The sequence below is a fragment of the Polyangium jinanense genome (assembly GCF_028435265.1).
Classification (GTDB): domain Bacteria; phylum Myxococcota_A; class Polyangia; order Polyangiales; family Polyangiaceae; genus Polyangium; species Polyangium jinanense.
The window spans coordinates 87,281-104,600 of the sequence record NZ_JAGTJK010000013.1 but is presented as its reverse complement, the minus strand read 5'-3'; the positions used below and the strand labels follow the sequence as shown (position 1 = coordinate 104,600).

Below are 17,320 nucleotides of genomic sequence, written 5' to 3'. Positions count from 1 at the left end.
CCTCGGGGTTGGGGCGAAGGATGCCGAATGGCGATCCCAAGCCCCAAGCATTTACTGCACGATCACTTTTTTGCCGGCGCCGATGAGCCGCGCGCATTCCTCGCGCATACCTGCGAGCGCGGCGTCGAGCTGCTCTTCGTTCTCGATGCCGCCGCCGAAGTAGCTCCCGAGGCTCACGCTCACGACGCGCTCGCCGTCGATCATGCGGCGAAGCTCGGCGATGGCAGCACGAAGCCTGCCATCACAAGCATCCCGCTCGGAGCGGAGCTGGGGGATCGGCAGAGATTGCCCGTCCCGCGATTTCCCCCGCTCGAACGGCGCAGCGAGGCGACGCTGCTGCTCTTCGTCAATCTCGCCCCAGCCGGGCGTCTTCACGAGGCGTTCGAATGCCTTGGTGTAGGCGGCGGTGCGCTCGGTGAGCGCCTCTTCGAAGCGGCGTTCATACTCGACCTCGAGCGCCTTCGCGCTCTGCTCGATGGTGGGAATCTCCTTGTAAAAGCTCTCCCGCTCGAGCAGGTCCTCGAGCGCGGCGGCCTTGGCACGCAGCGCCTCCGACACATCGGCTTCTTCACGCAGGAAGGGCCACGCGGTCGCGAGAGCCTTACGCGCGCGCCCGAGGTCGCGGAGGCGGGGCTCGGTGAGGTTCTGCTCGAGCTCCGCGGCACGCTTGATCGCGTCCTTGATCGAGCGGTGCGACGCGTTGAACGTGGCGAGGGCGTTGTCCTCGGAGCCACGAAGGATGGCCTTCATCTGCCCGAGGGCCCCCTCGAGCACAGCGCCGCCGGGGAGCCGATGGGCCGAGAGCTGCGCGAGCGCCGAGGCCACCGTGTCTTCGTGCCGCGCGACCTCTTTGCGCAACTCGTTGACGATCGCGCCTGCGTTCAGCTCACGAACCTCGCTCCCGAACGTATCGCGGAAGGCCTCCGATGCCTTCACCAGCTCCTCGAACTCGATTCCCCTCTTCGGGCGGAACGACGCAGCCCGGAAGTGATTGTTGTTCGAGAAGGTATCGCGCGCCTCGATGCCGGTGATCGTGTCGATCGTTTGGCCCTTGCTGGTCGCCTCGATCGTTCCCGCACGGAGGAGCGAGAGGACCAGGAGGCGAACGGCCTCGAAGTCCCAACCGAACGGCTCCTTCGCGAATTCGTCCGCGAGGAAACGACCGCTCGCGGTATCCCCGTAGTTGGCGCGCTCGTCGATCCGGTCGAGCACCTCCTTCAGCGGCCCGCTCTCGACGCGGAAAACGGTCTTCCCCTTCTCGTCCCGGAGCAGGCTGAGGCTCGTGAACACCGGCGGAAGGCCCTGCAGGTTCTCCGCGGTGAAGAGCGCATCGACACCCCTTTTCACGTCGGAGGACTTGGCCGCGGCCTCCTTGAAGCGATCGAAGACCTCGGGCAACACATGGCCAAGAATCTCCGCGACGCTCTTGCCGACATCGACGACGCGATCCCCAGGGCTGCGATCATTGCCTCGGAAGTACACGCTGCCCGAGAGGCATGCGGCCTTCAAGAGGCGTCGAAGCTCCTCGCTGTGCCTGCGCTGACGACCCCGCTCCTCGGCGATGAGGCCCGGAGTGTCCTCGCCCTTGGTATCACGCTCCTTGCGGGCGAGCATTTCCTTCGACCGGAACAGCTCGACCGTCTCCCGATCGACCGCTTCTTTGAGAGGGATGGCCCAGAAGACGTGCTTCCGCTCCTGCTGGCTGCGCGTGCGAAGCTCGGTCGCGAGCGCTTGCCATTCCTTGCCTTCCTCGGCGAGGTGAAGGTGGAAGATCATATCGCCATCGACGATTTCACGACCGTGGATGGCGAGACCGGCCTTGAAGGTCTTGGTGTCGAGGAGCGTGTGCGTCGGCTGCGGCTGCCAGAACGACGACAGCACCTCGGCGTAGATGCGGTGCGAATCGCCGGGTTTGGGATTGATGCCATTCCGAAGACGCTCCCAGTCGTCCTCGGCCGGCGTCGGGATGCGATACCCATCGTCGCCGCGCCGAACCTTGTGCGCGGCCTCGAGCTCGCGCAGCGCTTCCTTGACCGCCGCGAGCTGGGAATCGGCCGCGACGCCCGGGTGCAGGGCAGCAGCGATGTTCTCCGCCGTACGGTGGACGCTCTTCACGTATTGAAGAAGGCAAATCACCTTCGCGACGGGCTGCGCGAGCGGGTGGCTCAGCTCCTTGGCGATGGCGGAGATCTTCGCGCGCACCTCCGAGCCGATGTTTCCTTCGACGAGGTCATAGACCTGGTCCAGGCGTACCAGCGTGCCGATCGGCTCGTCGGCAAGATGGACGGCCGGGTTGATGAGAAGCTGCTGCGCGAGCTTGATGATCGTCCGATTCGCTCCACCGACGTGCTTACTCGCGCCCCCCTGGGTGCGGAGCCCCGACACGACCTGGATGATGAGGTCGATCTGGTAGGGCAAGAGCGGGTAGAGGTCGATGAAGCCATCACGCCTGAGCTCGGCGAGCTTGATATCCGCCGTCAGCCGCGTGTGCTCCGTGAGCCGCGCCCGATGGTCGTCGAAGAGCTTCCCGAGCGCGGTTTGCGCCCCGGCGTTCTTGGAGAGCACGCGCCGGCTCGTGACCTCGGAGATGTCGGTAGACTCAAGATGGACCTGGAGGGGAAAACGGTCCATGAGGCGCGCGAGTTCGGGCTTCCTTTCCCCCAGCGCGCTGACGAGATCCCCGAGTTGCTCCTGCGATGTCACGACGACCCAGTGCTTGCCGCGTCCCTTCACGCCGAGGCTCTGCACGACGGCCTGAAGGTCAAGCATCTTCTGCACGTCCCGCGCGACGAACTGGCCGACCTCGTCGATCACGAAGATCAGGTGCTGACCGGGACGCCGCCGCTTCATCAGCTCATTGGCGCGCTCGGCGAGCTTGCCCGGCGTGATGTCCGCCTTGTTCTTGACGGCCTTCACCCAAGAGTCCGCCATCGGGTACGTCGCAGGATCGAGCTGATGCAAGACGCGGCTCGCCTGGCTCAGGGCGAAGGCGACCTTGCCCTTCTCGACGGACCATTCTTTGTTCTCGAACGTGCGCCGATACTCCTCTTCGAACCGCCCGAGCTGCCCCTTCTCTTCGAGCCCGATCTCGAGCTCCGACAGATCGAGGTCCTTCGCATAGCCGAGGCTCTGGAGGAAAAGCCCGTACATGATCTCGGTGAGTGTCTGATTGCCGCTGCGAATGCCGCGATCCGTCGAGACGTCGAAGATGACCGCGTGCGTGGGGATCTTCTCGTTGATCGTCTTCAGCAGCGTGTAGAGCTTTTTGTCGCCGGCACGCGCCGCGAAACGCGCGGCGGCGGGCTCGCCCAGAATATCGCGGTTCTCGATGGACAGGCCGAGCATCTTGGCGAAACTCGATTTGCCGGAGCCGAAGAACCCCGAGACCCAGACGGCGATGCCTTCGTGGGGCTTGTTCGGCGTCTCCGCGTAACGCTCGAAAATATCGTTGTAATGGCGAATAATGGACGTCGTGGTGACGTACTCATCGATCTCGTCTCGCAGGATCTCGACGCGGGTCTGATCGACCTTGATGACCTCTTCGATGAGACGATCGATCCTCTTGTCGAAGAGAGTCTTGATGAGCGGTAGGGTCGTCATGAAGTATTCCTCGTCAGAAGATCTTCGGGCGGTAATTCGGATCGGCATCGAGGACGCCCATGAACTTGAGACCAACCGGCCCATCCAGCGTCCCGGGATAAAAAAGAACTGCCGGAACAGTCAGTCGTCCGTGCATTTGCTCGAGGAGCGTGTGGCATCGGTACACCGGGAAGAGCGCTCCAGCGCGGGTGAAGAACACCACGTCGCGGAGCGGATCGAGGTCCTCGGGTATATGCGCTGCCACGAGGTCCACGAGCGGCGCATACTCGGAGAGGACCGAGTGCACGGTCTCGACGAGGGTCTCCACGCCCTGCTCACGCTCCGCGGCGAACCACTCCTCGAGCGGCCTTTGCGAGCGCATCGCTTCCTCCAGGCACTCCGCGAGCGAGATGCGCTTGATGCGCTTGCCCTTCTGGGAGAGGCGCGTCTCGAGCAGCGTCACGAGCTTGCGGAGGGCAAACTCGTCCTCGGGATCGTATCGGAAGATGGCATACGGCATATCGTGATATGCGGAGAGCTTCTTCCGCGGATCAGGAAGCGACAGCACGGGTTCAAGATCGCGTGAAATACGCGTCGCGGCAGGATCCGTGAGGCTCATGAGAACCACCTCTCTGCATAGTCGCGGGCGCTCGCGCAGGGCAAGGAGAGCTCTACGAGGCTGCCGGCGACCTGATAATGGAGCTTGCGGAACTGATGCAGCCGCAGAAGCTCGTGCTCCACATCGGCCGGACGCATCAGGAACATGCGCCAGTCAGGCGCTCCCACGACCTTGCCGGGGCTCAGCTCGGCGTCCCGCATCGCATGCAGGAGGTAGAGGAAGCTACGCTCGGGGAGGTGGAACGAGGCAAACTCTTTGACCACGCTTCCGCGCAGGAGCCCGAAATCCACGGCGATCTTGAGCAAGCCCGCGGCGACCCGCTTCATGGTCTGCTCGGCCCATGCATGCTCGGTCCTGCCGCCTCGCTTGCCAATGCCCTGAAGGTAGGCGTGGAGGTCCTCGGGGCGAACGCGGAACGCGCCGTCGTCGTACGCAGGAAACAGCCAGTTCTGCAGGAAGTCACGAACGAGGAACTCGTCGCGCGTCATGTGCCAGAGCAGGAGCGGCTTCCATGCTTCGAGATCGCAGCCGCTCTTGGCTAGGAGGACTAGCGCACGATCGCGACCATCCGGCTCGAAGCGGCGATTCAGCACCTTGGCGACGTCCCGGAGCCACGTGGTGCTGCGCGCGCCGATGAAGTTCTCGTCGCGAAGACGATCGAGGTTCTCGCGCTTCGAACGGTCGAAATCCCACGCGGCGAAGACGGCGTAAGTCTCGTCGATCATTGCGCCCTTCACGACGGTGAAGGACGACGCAACGTTCGCGCGCGTGGGCGAGGTCATTCGTCCGCCCGCTTGGCGTAAGGCACGGCGAGCGCGCCGGGCTCGCCTCGCGCGAAGCCCAACGCGAGCAGCGCGACGTCCTGCTCGGTGCCGGCGTAGACGCCGGGGAGCGGGACCGCGCGGCCCTCCGCGGAGCGTCGGAGCTTACCGTAGGCCGCGACGTCGTTGTCGGTGACGAGATCGGAGCCGCGAAGCGTCGCCACGAGATCGGAGCCCGGGAGCGTCTCGAGCTTCGCGAAGAACGGCGCCCAGTCGGTGGCGTTGTCGAGCCACTGCTCCCAACGCGCCTCGAACTCCTCCTCGGTCGCTTCGGGCAACCGCCAAAGCGTCAAGGAGCCCGGGTGATCGAACACCTCGGCGCAGCGATGAGCAGCGACCGCGAAGACGGCGCGCGCCTGGGCGAAGCGGTGGGTGCGGGGAAACCCTCGTCGAAGCGTGGCTGCACCGAGCCGTCCTAGCTGGCCCTTGGTGTTCCACCACTTGGCGAGGTCCATCTCACCGAACCGGGCGACGACAAGACGAAGCTTCAGCAGGCGATCCAGATCGATCGCAGACGACGTCATCGCGCGCAGGCTACCCTGGACTGAGCTATTCCAACAAGGGCAGACCAGAGTCAGCGATGCGCCTCCACCTCACCGTCCCCCGCACCACCCCCGACCTCGACGGCCTCGCCTGCGCCATCACCTACGCCGAGCTCCTCCTCGCCCAGTCGATCCCGGCGCGCCCCTGGATCGCCGGCTCTCCCGACCCCGAAGCCCGCTTCGTCGCGGACCACCTCGGCGTCCGCCTCGACCCCACGCCGCCGCCAGACGACTGCGCCTTCATCCTCGTCGACGCCAGCGATCTCCGCGGCATGCCGGAAGCCCTCGACGCTCTCCGCGTCGTCGAGGTCATCGACCACCGCCTGCACCACCACGCCGCCGAGCTCTTCCCGAACGCCGCCCTCTGCATCGAGCCCGTCGGCGCGGCCGCGACCCTCATCGCCGAGCGTCACCACGCGCTCGGCATCCCCCCGTCGCCCCTCGCCGCGAAGCTCCTCCAGGCCGCGATCATGTCCAACACCCAGGCGCTACGCGGCACGATCACCACCGAGCGCGACCACGCGGCGTACCGCACTCTCGCGGCGCTCTTCCCGCTCGACGACGCGTTCATCGCAGCCCAGTTCGACGCCCGACGACGCGCCATCCTGCTCGACCTGCGCGCCGCCATCGTGCTCGAGCGCAAGGACTTCGATCACGCGGACGGCGCCTACATCCTGTCGCAGCTCGAGTTCCCGGGCGCGCGGCATCACGTCGACGACTGCTTGCCCCACGTCGAGCAGCTCGGCTCGCGAGCCATGCTGAACCTCGTCGACGTGGAGGACGCGGTCTCGCTCCTGCTCGTCCCCGATCCGACCTGCCGCGCGTGGGTCTCCCGTCGCGCGGGCCTTCACTTCGACGGCCCCGTCGCAACCTCGCCTGGTATCCTGCTTCGCAAGCAGATCGTCGCCCGACTGGAGGGGCGGTCATGACGCGCGCAGAAAACTGGAAGAACGCAGGCCCCGGCGGGCTCCCCGTGCCCTTGAACGTCTCGTGGCACCTCTGGCCCGACTGCGATCTTGCGTGCACCTACTGCTACGCGACGTTCCGCGACATTCCGCGGACGCTCAGCAAGGAAGAAGCGATCCGCGTCCTCGATCTGTTTCGCGAGGCCGGTACGGAGAAGGTCACGTTCGTCGGCGGCGAGCCGCTGCTCTGCCCGCACATCGACGAGCTCATCGAGCACGCGAAGAGCATCGGCCTCGTAACCATGCTCGTGACGAACGGCACGCGGCTCGCCAAGGAGCAGCTGCTGCACCGGATCGTGCCGCTGCTCGACTGGGTCTCGCTCAGCATCGACGCGAGCACGCCGGAGCTGATGGCCGAGATGGGCCGAGGAAATGCGGCCTTCTGGAGGCATTGTATCCGCTGCTGGAAGACGCTCTCCGAGTACCCGCACCTCCGCCTGAAGATCAACACCGTGGTGACCCGGCAGAACGTCCACGATGACATGCGCGCGCTCATCCGAGAGCTCCGCCCCGCGCGCTGGAAGGTGTTCCAGGTGCTGCCGGTGAAGGGCCAGAACGACGGCAAGGTCGAGCCTCTGCTCATCAAGCGGGAGGAGTTCGACACCTACGTCGCGCGGCATCGCGAGCTCGACGCGGAAGGGCTCGGGCCCGTGGCCGAGGACAATCGCGCGCTCACGGGCACGTATCTCATGCTGGACGCGCTGGGCAGGCTGTTCAGCAACAAGACGGGCGAGCACGTTTACACGGAGTCGGTGCTCGACGTGGGCGTGTGGGAGGTCGTGCGGCAGGTGGGCTGGGACGTGGAGGGGTTCCTCGAGCGGGGAGGGGTTTACGGCTGGAAACACGACGCCATCCGTCCCGCCGCCGAGGCGCTCGTCCCGCTGCGACGCCGCGGACCGGGCTAAAGCTTGCGCAGCGTCGGAGCGAGTCCCGGGGTGACGTCGAGGACCACGCGATCGCCGTCGGACACTTCCTGTCGCACGTTTGGCAGGATGAACCCCGGCACGCCGTGCTCGCGCATCACCACGGCGAGGTGGCAAAGCAAGGAGCCCTCCTCGAAGACCATCCCGAGCGTGCCGGGCGGCGCTGCGTAGACGATCTCGTCGAGCACGTGGAAGGGCCTTCGCGCCACGAGGATCAGCGGCTCGCCAGCGCCTCCGCTCGCGGAACTGCGCGTGTTGTGGATGTGGCGCTCGATGCTCTCGCGCACGGCGCGTGGGTCGTGATCGACGAACTGCACGCGGCCCACGACGCGCCCCTCGCAGATCACGTCGTCGCGCGGGGAGCGGGGAGCAACCGCGTTGCCCTCATAGAGATCCACGAGGAAAAACTTGCCCGCAGGCGTATAGCCGAACTCGATCCCGGCCCTGGGATGATGCGTCGCGAGCCGCTGGACGATATCGAAGATCTGCTTCCTCTCGGCGGGGGAAAGCTCGGGAGGTTCGTCGACGGGTTCTTCCCGCACGTTTCCATGCTCGACGACCGCCTGCGTCGCCTGTTTTCCGAGACGCACGGATCGCACGACGCCGCCGGGGCCGATCCGGTAGGTCGTCGCATCGGCGATGCCCTTGCTGATGAAGTGGCCATGCACGATCTCGACGACCACGTCGCCCTCTTCGCGTCGGACCGCGATACCCGTCCGCGCCGTGGGTTGCAGCTCCTTGACCAGGAACGCGAACCACGCGTCGTGCCCTGCAAGCTCGTCGATCAATGCCCGAATGCAAGCCTCGGCAGCGTTTCCCTCGCCAAACTTCCGGACGATCTTGTCTTGCCAGCGAAAGGGGGCGAGCAGCACCGCGATGAATTCTCCCCACGAGCGCAAGGCCTCCGCTACGGCCGCAACATGCTGGGCCTCGGGCTTCTGGCACACCGCGACGAAGCCTCGCGAGATCGGGATGTCGAGCTCCTCTGCGAGGAGCCGGAGCGTCACCTTGTCGTGCCGCCGAACAGCCTCCGGCAAGCGCGCCGCATGCGCTCGATCCACGGGAACGAGCTCGATCCCCGGCTCGCCGCGAGTCCCACGGAGGCCGGTGATCGGTCGTGCTTGCAGCGCGATCACGTCGTGGTCCACGAGCGCCCATTCGACGTCGGCGGGCCCTCCCACGGCCTGCTCTGCACAACGCGCGAGCCTATCGAGGGCGTCGAGCGCATCGACGCCGAGGCGCGCCGCGACGGCCCGTCGCCCTTGTTCATCGAGCGAAACACGCAGCTCCGGCGCAGCGCCGTCGACCAAGTTGCGCAGGTGTCCCTGCACGAGCTCGATCACGGCTGCACCGATACCGTCGCGCGGATCCTTCGTGAAGAGCAGCCCGGACCATTGTGGGTGAATCATTTGCTGAACGATGACGGCAGGGAGTCGTTCAGCGGCTTTCGCAGCCTCGGCGCGCGTGGACCGCCCCGAGCTTCGGCACCTTGCGATGGCCTCGAGCACGCGCGCGGCCGTCGCTTCCACGTCAAGCTCGGATTCGAAGAGTCCCGCGAGGGATCGAGCACCGCCGTCCTCGAGCGCCCCCGACGAACGGACCGCGACCGTCACGCAGCCGGACCGCGCGACGAGCGCACGTAAGGCGTTGGCGATTTCCGCCTCGGAGGGTTCCTCGCCCGCAAGAACCACGAACCCATCGGGCACGGCCACGCCGAGGCTCCGCAGCCGGAACAACCCCGCTGCCTTCCCGCCAACCCGCTCGGACACGCTCCCGGCCCCGAGCTCGACGTAGGCCGTCACGAGGCCCCCGCGCCCAGCAGCTCGCGCACGTACGCCTCCACGGCAGAGGAAAACCGCGCGCCGTCGACGCCCGCCCTGCGGAGCTCGACGATGCGAGCAGCGAGCGGGGAGGCGAATCGATCCATGTAACTCTTGATCTGCGCCGGTTCGAAGAGCGGCCGCCCGTCCGTCCCGGCGTCGTTCCCGCTCATGACGCAACGGAGCTGTCGATCTCCCTCTTTCCAATCATCGCCGAGCAGATCGGCCATCTCCGCCTCGGTCCGCACGTGGTGGATGGGAAACTGGTGATCGATCCCGTGGTCCTTCGAGAACCGCAGGTAAGCATCGACCGCCTCTACGGTCTGGTTGGCCTTGCGGCGCGCGCCGTGGTGCAGCTCCTTTTCGCCGGAGATGAGAACCTTCGCGCCGAGCGCCTCCCCCAGGACGGCGCGCATCGCATAGAAGTGAAGGTGGCACCCAAGGCAGGGCGTGAAGAAGCCGAACGTGCGGGAAAGCTCATTCAGGAAACGCGCGTTGAGCATTCGCCAGAAATCGACGTCCTCCAGGCAAAACCACGGCGTCACGCGCACGCCGGGGAACGCACGACCCACGTGGTCGCGCATCCGTACCCAGTTGTCGTCGTAGACGCTCCAGTCGCCGTACCTCGTCGGCACGACGTCGGCGACTGGGATCAAGGTCGCGACCTCGTGCCCGCGCAGCCAAGCCATGGCCGCGGCCACGCTGTCGCGTCCGGCGAAGTCTGCGAGCACGAGCGGCTTCGGGGCGCCCGCAAGGCTGTCGACCACGTCCGGCGGCAAGAGCTCCTCGATGGCCCGCTTCCCGGCGAGGGCGTCACACAGGTCGATGAAGCGTACGCGGCGGGGAACGTGATCGTACATCGCTAAGCTCCAAGTTCCGGCACCCGCCAGCCCTGCGGGAACTTGGCATGATGGCAAACCACGCAGGGGAGGTCAAACCCTCGTCCGTCGGCGGGCGGCTGGCCGCGCACTTCGGGGTCGGGAGGGGACCACGACTGACTCGTGCTATAAGGTAACCTCATGCCGCTCATCCCTCGCACGGGTATCGACGCCATCATCGCCAGGCTGAGCTCGCCAGGGGAGCGCGCGCTTGCGACGGAGGAACTCGCGCGAATGGGTCCCTCAGCGATTCCGTACCTCGTGGATGCTGCCAGGGGGACATGGAGGAACGCTTGGGGCGCTTCCTGCGAGAATGACCACCAAATCCGCTCCGGAGCCGTGATCGCCCTCCGCAGGATGGGGGCGGCGGCATCGGAAGCGTTGCCCGCGCTCATCGCTCTCCTATCGCACCCCTCTGCCCCACTTCGCCGCGAGCTGGTTCATGCCCTCGCCCTCATCGCAAAGGGGAGCAGCGAAGCGGGGGCTGTGGAGCAGTGTGCGGCGGCGCTTGCGCAAATGCAGAATGATCCGGATGTTGAAGTGCGCTACGAGGCCATGTGCGCCATCCGCGGGCGGGTGCCTGTGCGTGAGTTGTGAGGACGGCACGGACGCACGCCCCACCCCCTGCGATTGATGCCGCCCGCATCTCGTACTCCACCATCTGCCGCCCGAGCACGCCCGGTCGGGTCGATGACGTGCTCGTACCAGCGCAGATGCACCGCCTCGTACATCGACAACGGCACGCCCCAGATCACGTGTCGCCGCACGATATGTGGCTCAGCAGCGGACGCGGAAAGACGGTTCGAATTCAGGCGCGTCCACCCGGATCAGGAAATGTCGTTGTCCGTGTCGACGAGGTCGAAGCGGACCTCCGCGGCCTCGATCTGAACGGCTTCGAGCCGAACAATGTAACCTTTTGGCAAATGGGTGAACGCTCCTGGGATAAGAGCCACGACAAACCGCAAAGGAGCTACCATTCGTGGCAGATCCGCCCCCCGATAATCCTTCTAGCCCGGTCACCGAGATCAAACAACAGGCCACCGAAACCCTCCTCGACCACGTGCTCGGACGCCCCGGCGTCGCAGGGCATCTCCTCGAATCCCTCGGCAACCTCGCCGCTCTCGCCCGCCTCTCCCCCGAAGCGCTGACCGAACGCTTCGCCCTCACCCCCGACGAAGCCACCCGCATCCCCGCCGCCTTCGAGCTCGGCCATCGCCGGCTCATCGAAGGCACAGACGCACCCCGCATTCTCTCCTGTCGGGAGGTCGTCGCTTGGGCCTACCCGCGGCTTGGCCACCTCGTGCACGAGGAGATGCACCTCCTCGCGATCAGCGGTCAGGGCGCCCTTCGCGGAGCTCGCCTCATCGCACGAGGCGGCCTCCACGCGCTCGCGGTTCGTCCCTCCGACATCCTGCGCGCCGGCCTCGAGCTTGCCGCGTCCGGGTTCGTTCTGGTCCACAACCATCCGAGCGGGAATCCAGACCCCTCGTCCGAGGACATCGCTCTCACCCGTCGCGTGCAGGAATCCGCGGACCTGCTCGGAATGCCGCTCGTCGACCACGTCATCGTGGTTGCATCCGGGCAATTCAGCTCGTTCGTCGCGAACCAGTGGACCAGCTACATTCCGCAATAATCGCAGTAGCACGGGGATAATAACCACGAGGGAACCCCTCACCACCCAAGAGGTCACCACGATGTCTCGTCTCGCAAGCTTCCTCCGCGACCCCAAGGCGGTCAGCAAGGCGCTCCGCATCGCAGCCGCGGTCATCATGATGGCCGCGCAGATCATCACCATCTGCCTGGGCTGAGGAGCCACCTCGTCCCCATCCAATCCGAAAGATATACAGGAGAAACCATGCCCACCACGCCCAACGCCGCCCCGTCGAACCCCGAGAACCCCGGCGCCTCGTTCATCAAGCGCGTCATGGCCAACGATTCGGCGAAGAAAGGCGCCGCCGCCCTCGTGGCCGGCGTCGTGCTGGCGGTCGTCACCGAGGCCATCTGGCCCTCCAACTCGTAGCCGACATCCTCGGCGAGGCGCTGTTCGACGAATTACGGCGCCGCCTCAAGGACATCGCACCCGTCGCCGATGAGACGCTCGAATGGCTCCGGGAGGCGGCACGTCCGCCACCGGGCGTCGAGCTCGTCAGCGAGGACGGGGCCATGTTCACCGGTGTCGTGTTCGTCGAGCGAAACCGGCCCGTGGCCATGCTGGCCATCCGGCATGCGCCGACGCGGCCGGCGCCTCGATACGGTCCGCCCCAATACCCCAACCAGTACCCGCCTCCCCATCAGCGCCATCTCTTCGACGAAGACGAGGAGGAGCCGCCGCCGGCCTGGAGGCCCAGCAGGTTGTGGGATCGCTGAAAGCATTCATCGTCCGTCGCCCAGGGCGTCCCGCTGGCACGCAATGACGTGCTCCGGGGCGCCCTTCTGTTTCCGGAAAGGAGATTCCCATGCGCGTCAATGGCCGCACGCTTCGCTACTCCACCCTCGCCGAGCGGCGCATGTTCCTCTCGCTCGGCATCACGGAGCTGCGCGTGCCGCGTTCCATGAACCCGTACACGGTCGCCCGGCGGATCGCTCGGGCGGCGAAGAACAACACGCCCGACATGGAGCTCTTCAAGAGCCTCGCCACGCAGTCGAAGCGCGCCCCCGACCAGGCGCCGGGGCCGTCGCCGGATTTCGACCGGCCCGAGCCCGTGCTGCCGGAGCCGCACGAGCCGCTCCATGCCGCGGCGTAGCAGCCTCGAAGAGCTGCGGTGCGCGCTTCGGATCGCGGAGCCAAATACGAAGAGCCTCAGCCGATACCTCGAGGAGACGTCCGAGCACGTGGCCGTTCTCCTCGGGGTCGAGCGCGAGGCTCTCGAGCAGCTCGTCGGCAAGCCTGACCGCGAAGTGGGGCCGCAGCTCGAGGGCCTGCTTCACCAGCGAGCAGAAGCGCAGGAAGCCAGGCGCGCGGAGCGGGCGGCCCGGATCGCCGGCTCCGCCGCCGAGCATCTCGCTCGCACCGCTGTATGGCACGAGGGGCGGGCGCATCTCGACCCGAGCATTCTTTTCAGTGCCATTCTCGCGGATGTGGGGCACAAGTTCATCGCGTTCCACGGCGGACGTGCGTTCGAGGTCCGCATGCTGCGCCATACGCTGTGGAGCGCGGGCGAGGCGCTTTCCCGGCATGACGACCTCGCCGCCTGGGTGGATGCCGAGGGGCTTCACTTCCGCTGGAAGAATGGACGCGGCGGCCTGAACTTCCTTTCGCAGCACGTGCCCGCGCGCGACATCGGGTTCGGGCTGCACGTGTATCTCACGCCGCCCGTACAGCGGCCGAGCGTGCACCGGGCGCAGCGGCCACCGCGGCGTCCGGTCTCGCTGGGCGATGAAGTCGTGAACATGACGCTCTTCGCGTAGCGCCTGGCGGCAACGATCACCGTGACGAACCACCGTCTGCGGTGCCTTCTCTTCGGACGGCATGCTGCAAGGCATTGCGTCCTCTCTCTGGACAACCCATGACCAGCAGCGCTGCTTCGACCCTTTCCCGGTCCCAGCGCCGTGTCGCCGCCGCCGGAGGTCGCCATATCGGCGACATCGTCGGATGGAACACGGAGCGCATCAATGTCTCCCGCGAGGATGCTAGGAAGCTCCTCGAGCCCGAGAAATTCGAGCATCTCATCGTGGACATGGACCCCGCCGCGGCGCTCTCCCGCGCTGCCGGCGAGGTCAAGCGGCCGGCGAACATCCTCGTCCGGCCGTTCTCCCGCCCGAACGTCGACACGCCCGCGTCGTTCGGGGTGTACCTCCAGAACAAGAACGACGGCGAGAAGGGCGACAGCGTCGTCTGCGGCGCGCGGTGCCGCGTCGATTCCGGTGGTAATCGGATCGTCTCCCTGCCGCCCGAGGGAGGCGCCGGACTCGAGGCCGCTCTCGCGCATGCCGAGAACATCGCCGCCCACGCGAACCACCTCATCACGCACTGCGAGACGCGGGACATCTCGAATGTCCTCGTCGCCATTGTGAAAGCGCTCTCCGGGGTGCCCATCCGCAACCGTGGGGGCCTCTACCTGCTTCCGCCGCCGTCCTGCGGCACGTGGCAGCGGCTCAAGCCGGCGCTCGAGGACCTGCGCGTCGAGCCGATCACCATCGTCATGCACGACGCGCCGGACAACCTCGCCGTCGCGAAGTCCGCGGCGCAGAGCGCGCTCGAGTCCGACATTGCCGAGCTCCTCACGGATCTCGAGAAGGCCAAGACCGACGGCATGCGGCAGGACGCCCTCTCGCGACGGGTCCAGTTCTGCAACGAACTCGTCGCGAAGGCCGAGCTCTACCGCGGCGTGCTCGCGGGGGTCTCCGACAAGATCACCGCGAAGGTGAAGGAGCTCAAGGACAGATTCCAGCGCCAGCTCGCGGGCGGTGGTGGCGGTGGCGGCGTGTCCAGCGAGCCCTCGTTCACGGTGCCCATCACCGACTGATTCTTCGACAAACCGGCCCCGCTTCGGGTGACGCCGAGGCGGGCGCCGTGGCGGCTTCTTTTCATCTCGGATAACCAGCATGAAGAAAAACGGATCCATCGATATCGGCTCCGTCCGCGCCCGGTTCCGTGCCGTGCGCGACGGCCTCAACGCGGCCTTCCGCGAGCGCGAGGATGCGATCGAGTGCATCATCCTCGCCGCGCTCTCACAGAGCCACGCCCTGCTCGTCGGGCCTCCCGGTACGGCGAAGAGCGCGCTCTTCTTCGGCTTCCTGGCGTCGTTCCCCGACGCGCGGAAGTTCCAGACCCTCGTCACCAAGTTCGGCACCGAGGACGAGTACTTCGGCCCGGTGAAGCTCTCGGCGCTGAAGAACGACCTGTGGGAGAGGAACCTGGATGGCCGCCTCGCTGCCGTCGAGTGTGCCTTCCTCGACGAGGTCTTCAAGGGCTCGGACAGCGTGCTCAATGCGTTCCTGAGCGCGATGAACGAGCGGCTCTACAAGGGGCAGCCGATCCCCCTGCGGCTGCTCGTGGGCGCGTCGAACGAGTTGCCCGAGGAGGAGATCCTCGCGGCGATCTACGACCGCTTCCTCCTGCGTGATGTGGTCGAATACGTCCAGGCGGACGCAACCTGGATGAACCTCGTCGCCACGCCGCCGGAGTACAAGCCCGCCGCGCAGATCGGCCTCGCCGAGTGGGAGGCGGCGGCGAAGGAGGTGCAGCGGGTCGAGCTGCCCCAGCGCGTCGTCGAGGAGATGCTGCGGCTCCGCACGGCCCTCAAGGCGGATGGCCTGGTCCTCTCGGATCGGCGCTGGATTGCGCTCACGCGCGTACTCAAGGCGGCGGCGTGGCTCGACGACGCGCAGGCTGTCGAGCTCGATCACCTCGCGGTCCTCAAGTACGGGCTCTGGAACAAGCCCGAGGACCGTGCCCGGGTCGTCGCCGTGTTGCAGACGGTGGACCGCTCCGTCGTCGCGCAGGCCATCGATGTCGTCGACGAGGCCCTCAAGGCGTACACTAATCGGCCGACCGACACGGCGGCCTATCAGGCGGCGCTCCCGCAGCTCGCCGACAAGGTCACGGAGGCGGGCAAGCGCGTGCAGGACATGCTGAAGAACGGCGTGTCGCGCCGCGCCCACGCCCGCATCCAACCCAAGCTCGACGAGCTGAAGAAGGCCCACGACGCGCTCACGGGCGACCTCTCGAAGCGCTACCAGCTCTCGTAGGCCATGGGCTCATTCCTGCAAGCGAGGCGCCGGCATCTCACCTTGAAAGAGGCTTCGCGCGAGGACGCGGAGAAGGCCGGCGACCTCTGGAATGCGATCGTGGGTCTGGGCAGGGATCCCCCTGCAAAGACCTTCGCGGAGGCGGTGCGCGACACGGTGCCGCCCGAGCACATGGCCTTCCTCGCGCTCGACGAGGTCGGCGCGGCCTACGCGTTCGATCTCCTCTGGAAGGCGGGGAAAGACGTCCCGGAGGGGGCCTCGGCCTTCGAGATGCGCAGCGCCGCGCGGGAGCAATGGGCGGCGTTCGACAAGAAGGCGAAGCAGGCCAGGCACGTCTCCGATGGCTTCGGATGGGACCTCGCCGCGGCTTGGGCGCATGTGCGGGAGGTCGAGACCGCGCAGGGGGACATGGATCGGGTCGAGCGTATTGCTCGGCTGGCCGGTCGCATGTTCGCCTCGCTGCGTGGCGCACATGCGACGAAGGTCCACGGGGTTTCGGGCGAGGTGTATTCGGTCGAGCAGGGCAATGACGTCGCCCGGCTTCTGCCGGCGGAGACGGTGCTCCTGACCGATTCCCAGCTCGAGATCGTGGCCCTCGAGCGAATCGCGTCTCGTCGTGCGGCGCAGTATGCCGTGCGCGGGACGACGAAGAAGTCGAAGGGCCCGCTCGTGCTCGCGCTCGATGAATCGGGCAGCATGCACGGGATCCGGAACGAGTGGGCGAAGGCCGCTGCGGTGGCGCTCGCCCGTGTCGCCTCGGAGGAGAAGCGGCCCGTGGCCGTGGTGCATTACGCGACCTCGACCGTGGTCCAGATCGTGAAACCGAACGACGCAGCCGGGGTGGTGAAGATGCTCTTGCACTTCCTCAGCGGCGGCACGGCCATCGGTCTGGCGCTCGGTGTGGCTGTCGACCAGGTGAAGGCGCTCGCGCAGAGGGGCCAGCGCGGCGCCGACATCGTCCTCGTCACGGACGGCATCGACCGCAACGAGGACGAGCAGAAGAAGTCGGTCGACGCGGCGTCGAGCATCGGCGCGCGGCTCTGGACGGTGGCGATCGAGTGCTCCATCGCGGAGGACTCGCCGCTTCGGAAGAAGGCCGCGCAGTACACCGAGCTCAACGACAAGGCGATGACCGAGGGCTCGAGCATCACGTTGCTCGCGGGGGCAACGTGAGCGACGAAGATGATGATGTCGGTGGAAAGTTTGTCCTGATCGCGGCATACAGCCGCGCGCAGGCGCTCGAAGACGGCACGCTCGTCGACGTCACCCAGCTCGCGAAGCAGGCCGGAATCAAGGCGCCGGTGGCGCTGACGCGCTCCGTCTGGGAGAAGTACGTCGAGCTGTCCCCGGCCGCGGAGAAGGCGGGGAACGACACGACGGGTAGGACGTGGGACATCCTCGTGCGCCGTGAAAAGGGAGATGGAGACCGATGACCTGATAGTAACGTAACGTCATCCCCGTCTGGGTCGGGCCGGATGCGGA

General features: G+C 66.6%; 18 protein-coding genes. 12 read left to right on the top strand and 6 right to left on the bottom strand.

Translation table 11 applies throughout. The features are described 5' to 3' along the window. Positions 1-51: 51 nt before the first annotated feature. Genes brxC through KEG38_RS23910 form a run of 4 tightly spaced genes read right to left on the bottom strand, consistent with a single transcriptional unit; the run spans position 52 to position 5,543 of the window. The gene (brxC, locus tag KEG38_RS23925) at positions 52-3,600 is read right to left on the bottom strand and encodes a BREX system P-loop protein BrxC (RefSeq protein ID WP_272422163.1); all 3,549 of its coding nucleotides are present in this window, start codon (positions 3,598-3,600) and stop codon (positions 52-54) included. Positions 3,601-3,613: 13 nt separating this feature from the next. Beyond that, positions 3,614-4,198: a BREX protein BrxB domain-containing protein gene (locus KEG38_RS23920; protein WP_272422161.1), complete on the bottom strand. Its 585-nt coding sequence runs from the start codon at positions 4,196-4,198 to the stop codon at positions 3,614-3,616. After that, positions 4,195-4,980, bottom strand: coding sequence for a BrxA family protein (locus KEG38_RS23915; RefSeq protein WP_272422160.1), 786 nt, complete (start codon positions 4,978-4,980; stop codon positions 4,195-4,197). Before KEG38_RS23915 ends, KEG38_RS23920 begins: the two co-directional genes overlap by 4 nt. Then, entirely contained in the window at positions 4,977-5,543 is a 567-nt protein-coding gene (locus KEG38_RS23910) for a BrxE family protein (protein WP_272422158.1), read from the bottom strand. Before KEG38_RS23910 ends, KEG38_RS23915 begins: the two co-directional genes overlap by 4 nt. Before the next feature lie 56 nt (positions 5,544-5,599). Between KEG38_RS23910 and KEG38_RS23905 the strand changes: the two genes are divergently transcribed. Both KEG38_RS23905 and KEG38_RS23900 read left to right on the top strand, forming a co-directional pair. Then, positions 5,600-6,490, top strand: coding sequence for a hypothetical protein (locus KEG38_RS23905; RefSeq protein WP_272422157.1), 891 nt, complete (start codon positions 5,600-5,602; stop codon positions 6,488-6,490). Continuing rightward, positions 6,487-7,431 carry a viperin family antiviral radical SAM protein gene (locus KEG38_RS23900; protein ID WP_272422155.1) on the top strand — a complete coding sequence of 315 codons (945 nt, stop codon included), beginning with the start codon at positions 6,487-6,489 and terminating at the stop codon, positions 7,429-7,431. Before KEG38_RS23905 ends, KEG38_RS23900 begins: the two co-directional genes overlap by 4 nt. Here the strand turns inward: KEG38_RS23900 and KEG38_RS23895 are convergent. Together KEG38_RS23895 and KEG38_RS23890 are read right to left on the bottom strand one after the other, a co-directional pair. After that, the gene (locus KEG38_RS23895; protein WP_272422154.1) at positions 7,428-9,251 is read right to left on the bottom strand and encodes a PEP/pyruvate-binding domain-containing protein; all 1,824 of its coding nucleotides are present in this window, start codon (positions 9,249-9,251) and stop codon (positions 7,428-7,430) included. The genes KEG38_RS23900 and KEG38_RS23895 overlap by 4 nt on opposite strands. After that, positions 9,248-10,129: a hypothetical protein gene (locus tag KEG38_RS23890; protein WP_272422151.1), complete on the bottom strand. Its 882-nt coding sequence runs from the start codon at positions 10,127-10,129 to the stop codon at positions 9,248-9,250. Before KEG38_RS23890 ends, KEG38_RS23895 begins: the two co-directional genes overlap by 4 nt. A gap of 159 nt (positions 10,130-10,288) precedes the next feature. Between KEG38_RS23890 and KEG38_RS23885 the strand changes: the two genes are divergently transcribed. The 10 genes from KEG38_RS23885 (at position 10,289) to KEG38_RS23840 (ending at position 17,271) form a co-directional block, all read left to right on the top strand. Continuing rightward, a complete protein-coding gene (locus KEG38_RS23885; protein ID WP_272422150.1) occupies positions 10,289-10,744 on the top strand; it encodes a HEAT repeat domain-containing protein in 456 nt (151 codons plus the stop codon). A gap of 382 nt (positions 10,745-11,126) precedes the next feature. After that, on the top strand, positions 11,127-11,780 hold the full coding sequence (locus KEG38_RS23880) for a JAB domain-containing protein (RefSeq protein WP_272422148.1): 654 nt from the start codon (positions 11,127-11,129) through the stop codon (positions 11,778-11,780). 222 nt (positions 11,781-12,002) lie between these two features. Beyond that, positions 12,003-12,167 carry a hypothetical protein gene (locus tag KEG38_RS23875; protein WP_153825033.1) on the top strand — a complete coding sequence of 55 codons (165 nt, stop codon included), beginning with the start codon at positions 12,003-12,005 and terminating at the stop codon, positions 12,165-12,167. Between the two features lie 143 nt (positions 12,168-12,310). Further along, the gene (locus KEG38_RS23870; protein ID WP_272422146.1) at positions 12,311-12,514 is read left to right on the top strand and encodes a hypothetical protein; all 204 of its coding nucleotides are present in this window, start codon (positions 12,311-12,313) and stop codon (positions 12,512-12,514) included. Positions 12,515-12,603: 89 nt separating this feature from the next. Beyond that, positions 12,604-12,891 (top strand): hypothetical protein, encoded by a 288-nt coding sequence (locus KEG38_RS23865; RefSeq protein ID WP_272422144.1) that lies wholly within the window; start codon positions 12,604-12,606, stop codon positions 12,889-12,891. 88 nt (positions 12,892-12,979) lie between these two features. Continuing rightward, on the top strand, positions 12,980-13,555 hold the full coding sequence (locus KEG38_RS23860; protein ID WP_272422143.1) for a hypothetical protein: 576 nt from the start codon (positions 12,980-12,982) through the stop codon (positions 13,553-13,555). Between the two features lie 98 nt (positions 13,556-13,653). Next, positions 13,654-14,613: a DUF6744 family protein gene (locus KEG38_RS23855; RefSeq protein ID WP_272422141.1), complete on the top strand. Its 960-nt coding sequence runs from the start codon at positions 13,654-13,656 to the stop codon at positions 14,611-14,613. A 79-nt stretch (positions 14,614-14,692) separates the two neighbouring features. Next, positions 14,693-15,838 (top strand): AAA family ATPase, encoded by a 1,146-nt coding sequence (locus KEG38_RS23850; protein WP_272422139.1) that lies wholly within the window; start codon positions 14,693-14,695, stop codon positions 15,836-15,838. 42 nt (positions 15,839-15,880) lie between these two features. Further along, positions 15,881-17,011, top strand: a complete 1,131-nt coding sequence (locus KEG38_RS23845) for a vWA domain-containing protein (RefSeq protein WP_272422137.1) — start codon at positions 15,881-15,883, stop codon at positions 17,009-17,011. Next, on the top strand, positions 17,008-17,271 hold the full coding sequence (locus KEG38_RS23840) for a DUF6573 family protein (RefSeq protein ID WP_272422135.1): 264 nt from the start codon (positions 17,008-17,010) through the stop codon (positions 17,269-17,271). Before KEG38_RS23845 ends, KEG38_RS23840 begins: the two co-directional genes overlap by 4 nt. The last annotated feature ends 49 nt before the right edge of the window (positions 17,272-17,320 follow it).

Coding starts and splice junctions, on each gene's coding strand:
- brxC (WP_272422163.1), bottom strand. CDS start 3,600: ATGACGACCCTACCGCTCATCAAGACTCTCTTCGACAAGAGGATCGAT.
- KEG38_RS23920 (WP_272422161.1), bottom strand. CDS start 4,198: ATGAGCCTCACGGATCCTGCCGCGACGCGTATTTCACGCGATCTTGAA.
- KEG38_RS23915 (WP_272422160.1), bottom strand. CDS start 4,980: ATGACCTCGCCCACGCGCGCGAACGTTGCGTCGTCCTTCACCGTCGTG.
- KEG38_RS23910 (WP_272422158.1), bottom strand. CDS start 5,543: ATGACGTCGTCTGCGATCGATCTGGATCGCCTGCTGAAGCTTCGTCTT.
- KEG38_RS23905 (WP_272422157.1), top strand. CDS start 5,600: ATGCGCCTCCACCTCACCGTCCCCCGCACCACCCCCGACCTCGACGGC.
- KEG38_RS23900 (WP_272422155.1), top strand. CDS start 6,487: ATGACGCGCGCAGAAAACTGGAAGAACGCAGGCCCCGGCGGGCTCCCC.
- KEG38_RS23890 (WP_272422151.1), bottom strand. CDS start 10,129: ATGTACGATCACGTTCCCCGCCGCGTACGCTTCATCGACCTGTGTGAC.
- KEG38_RS23885 (WP_272422150.1), top strand. CDS start 10,289: ATGCCGCTCATCCCTCGCACGGGTATCGACGCCATCATCGCCAGGCTG.
- KEG38_RS23875 (WP_153825033.1), top strand. CDS start 12,003: ATGCCCACCACGCCCAACGCCGCCCCGTCGAACCCCGAGAACCCCGGC.
- KEG38_RS23870 (WP_272422146.1), top strand. CDS start 12,311: ATGTTCACCGGTGTCGTGTTCGTCGAGCGAAACCGGCCCGTGGCCATG.
- KEG38_RS23865 (WP_272422144.1), top strand. CDS start 12,604: ATGCGCGTCAATGGCCGCACGCTTCGCTACTCCACCCTCGCCGAGCGG.
- KEG38_RS23855 (WP_272422141.1), top strand. CDS start 13,654: ATGACCAGCAGCGCTGCTTCGACCCTTTCCCGGTCCCAGCGCCGTGTC.
- KEG38_RS23850 (WP_272422139.1), top strand. CDS start 14,693: ATGAAGAAAAACGGATCCATCGATATCGGCTCCGTCCGCGCCCGGTTC.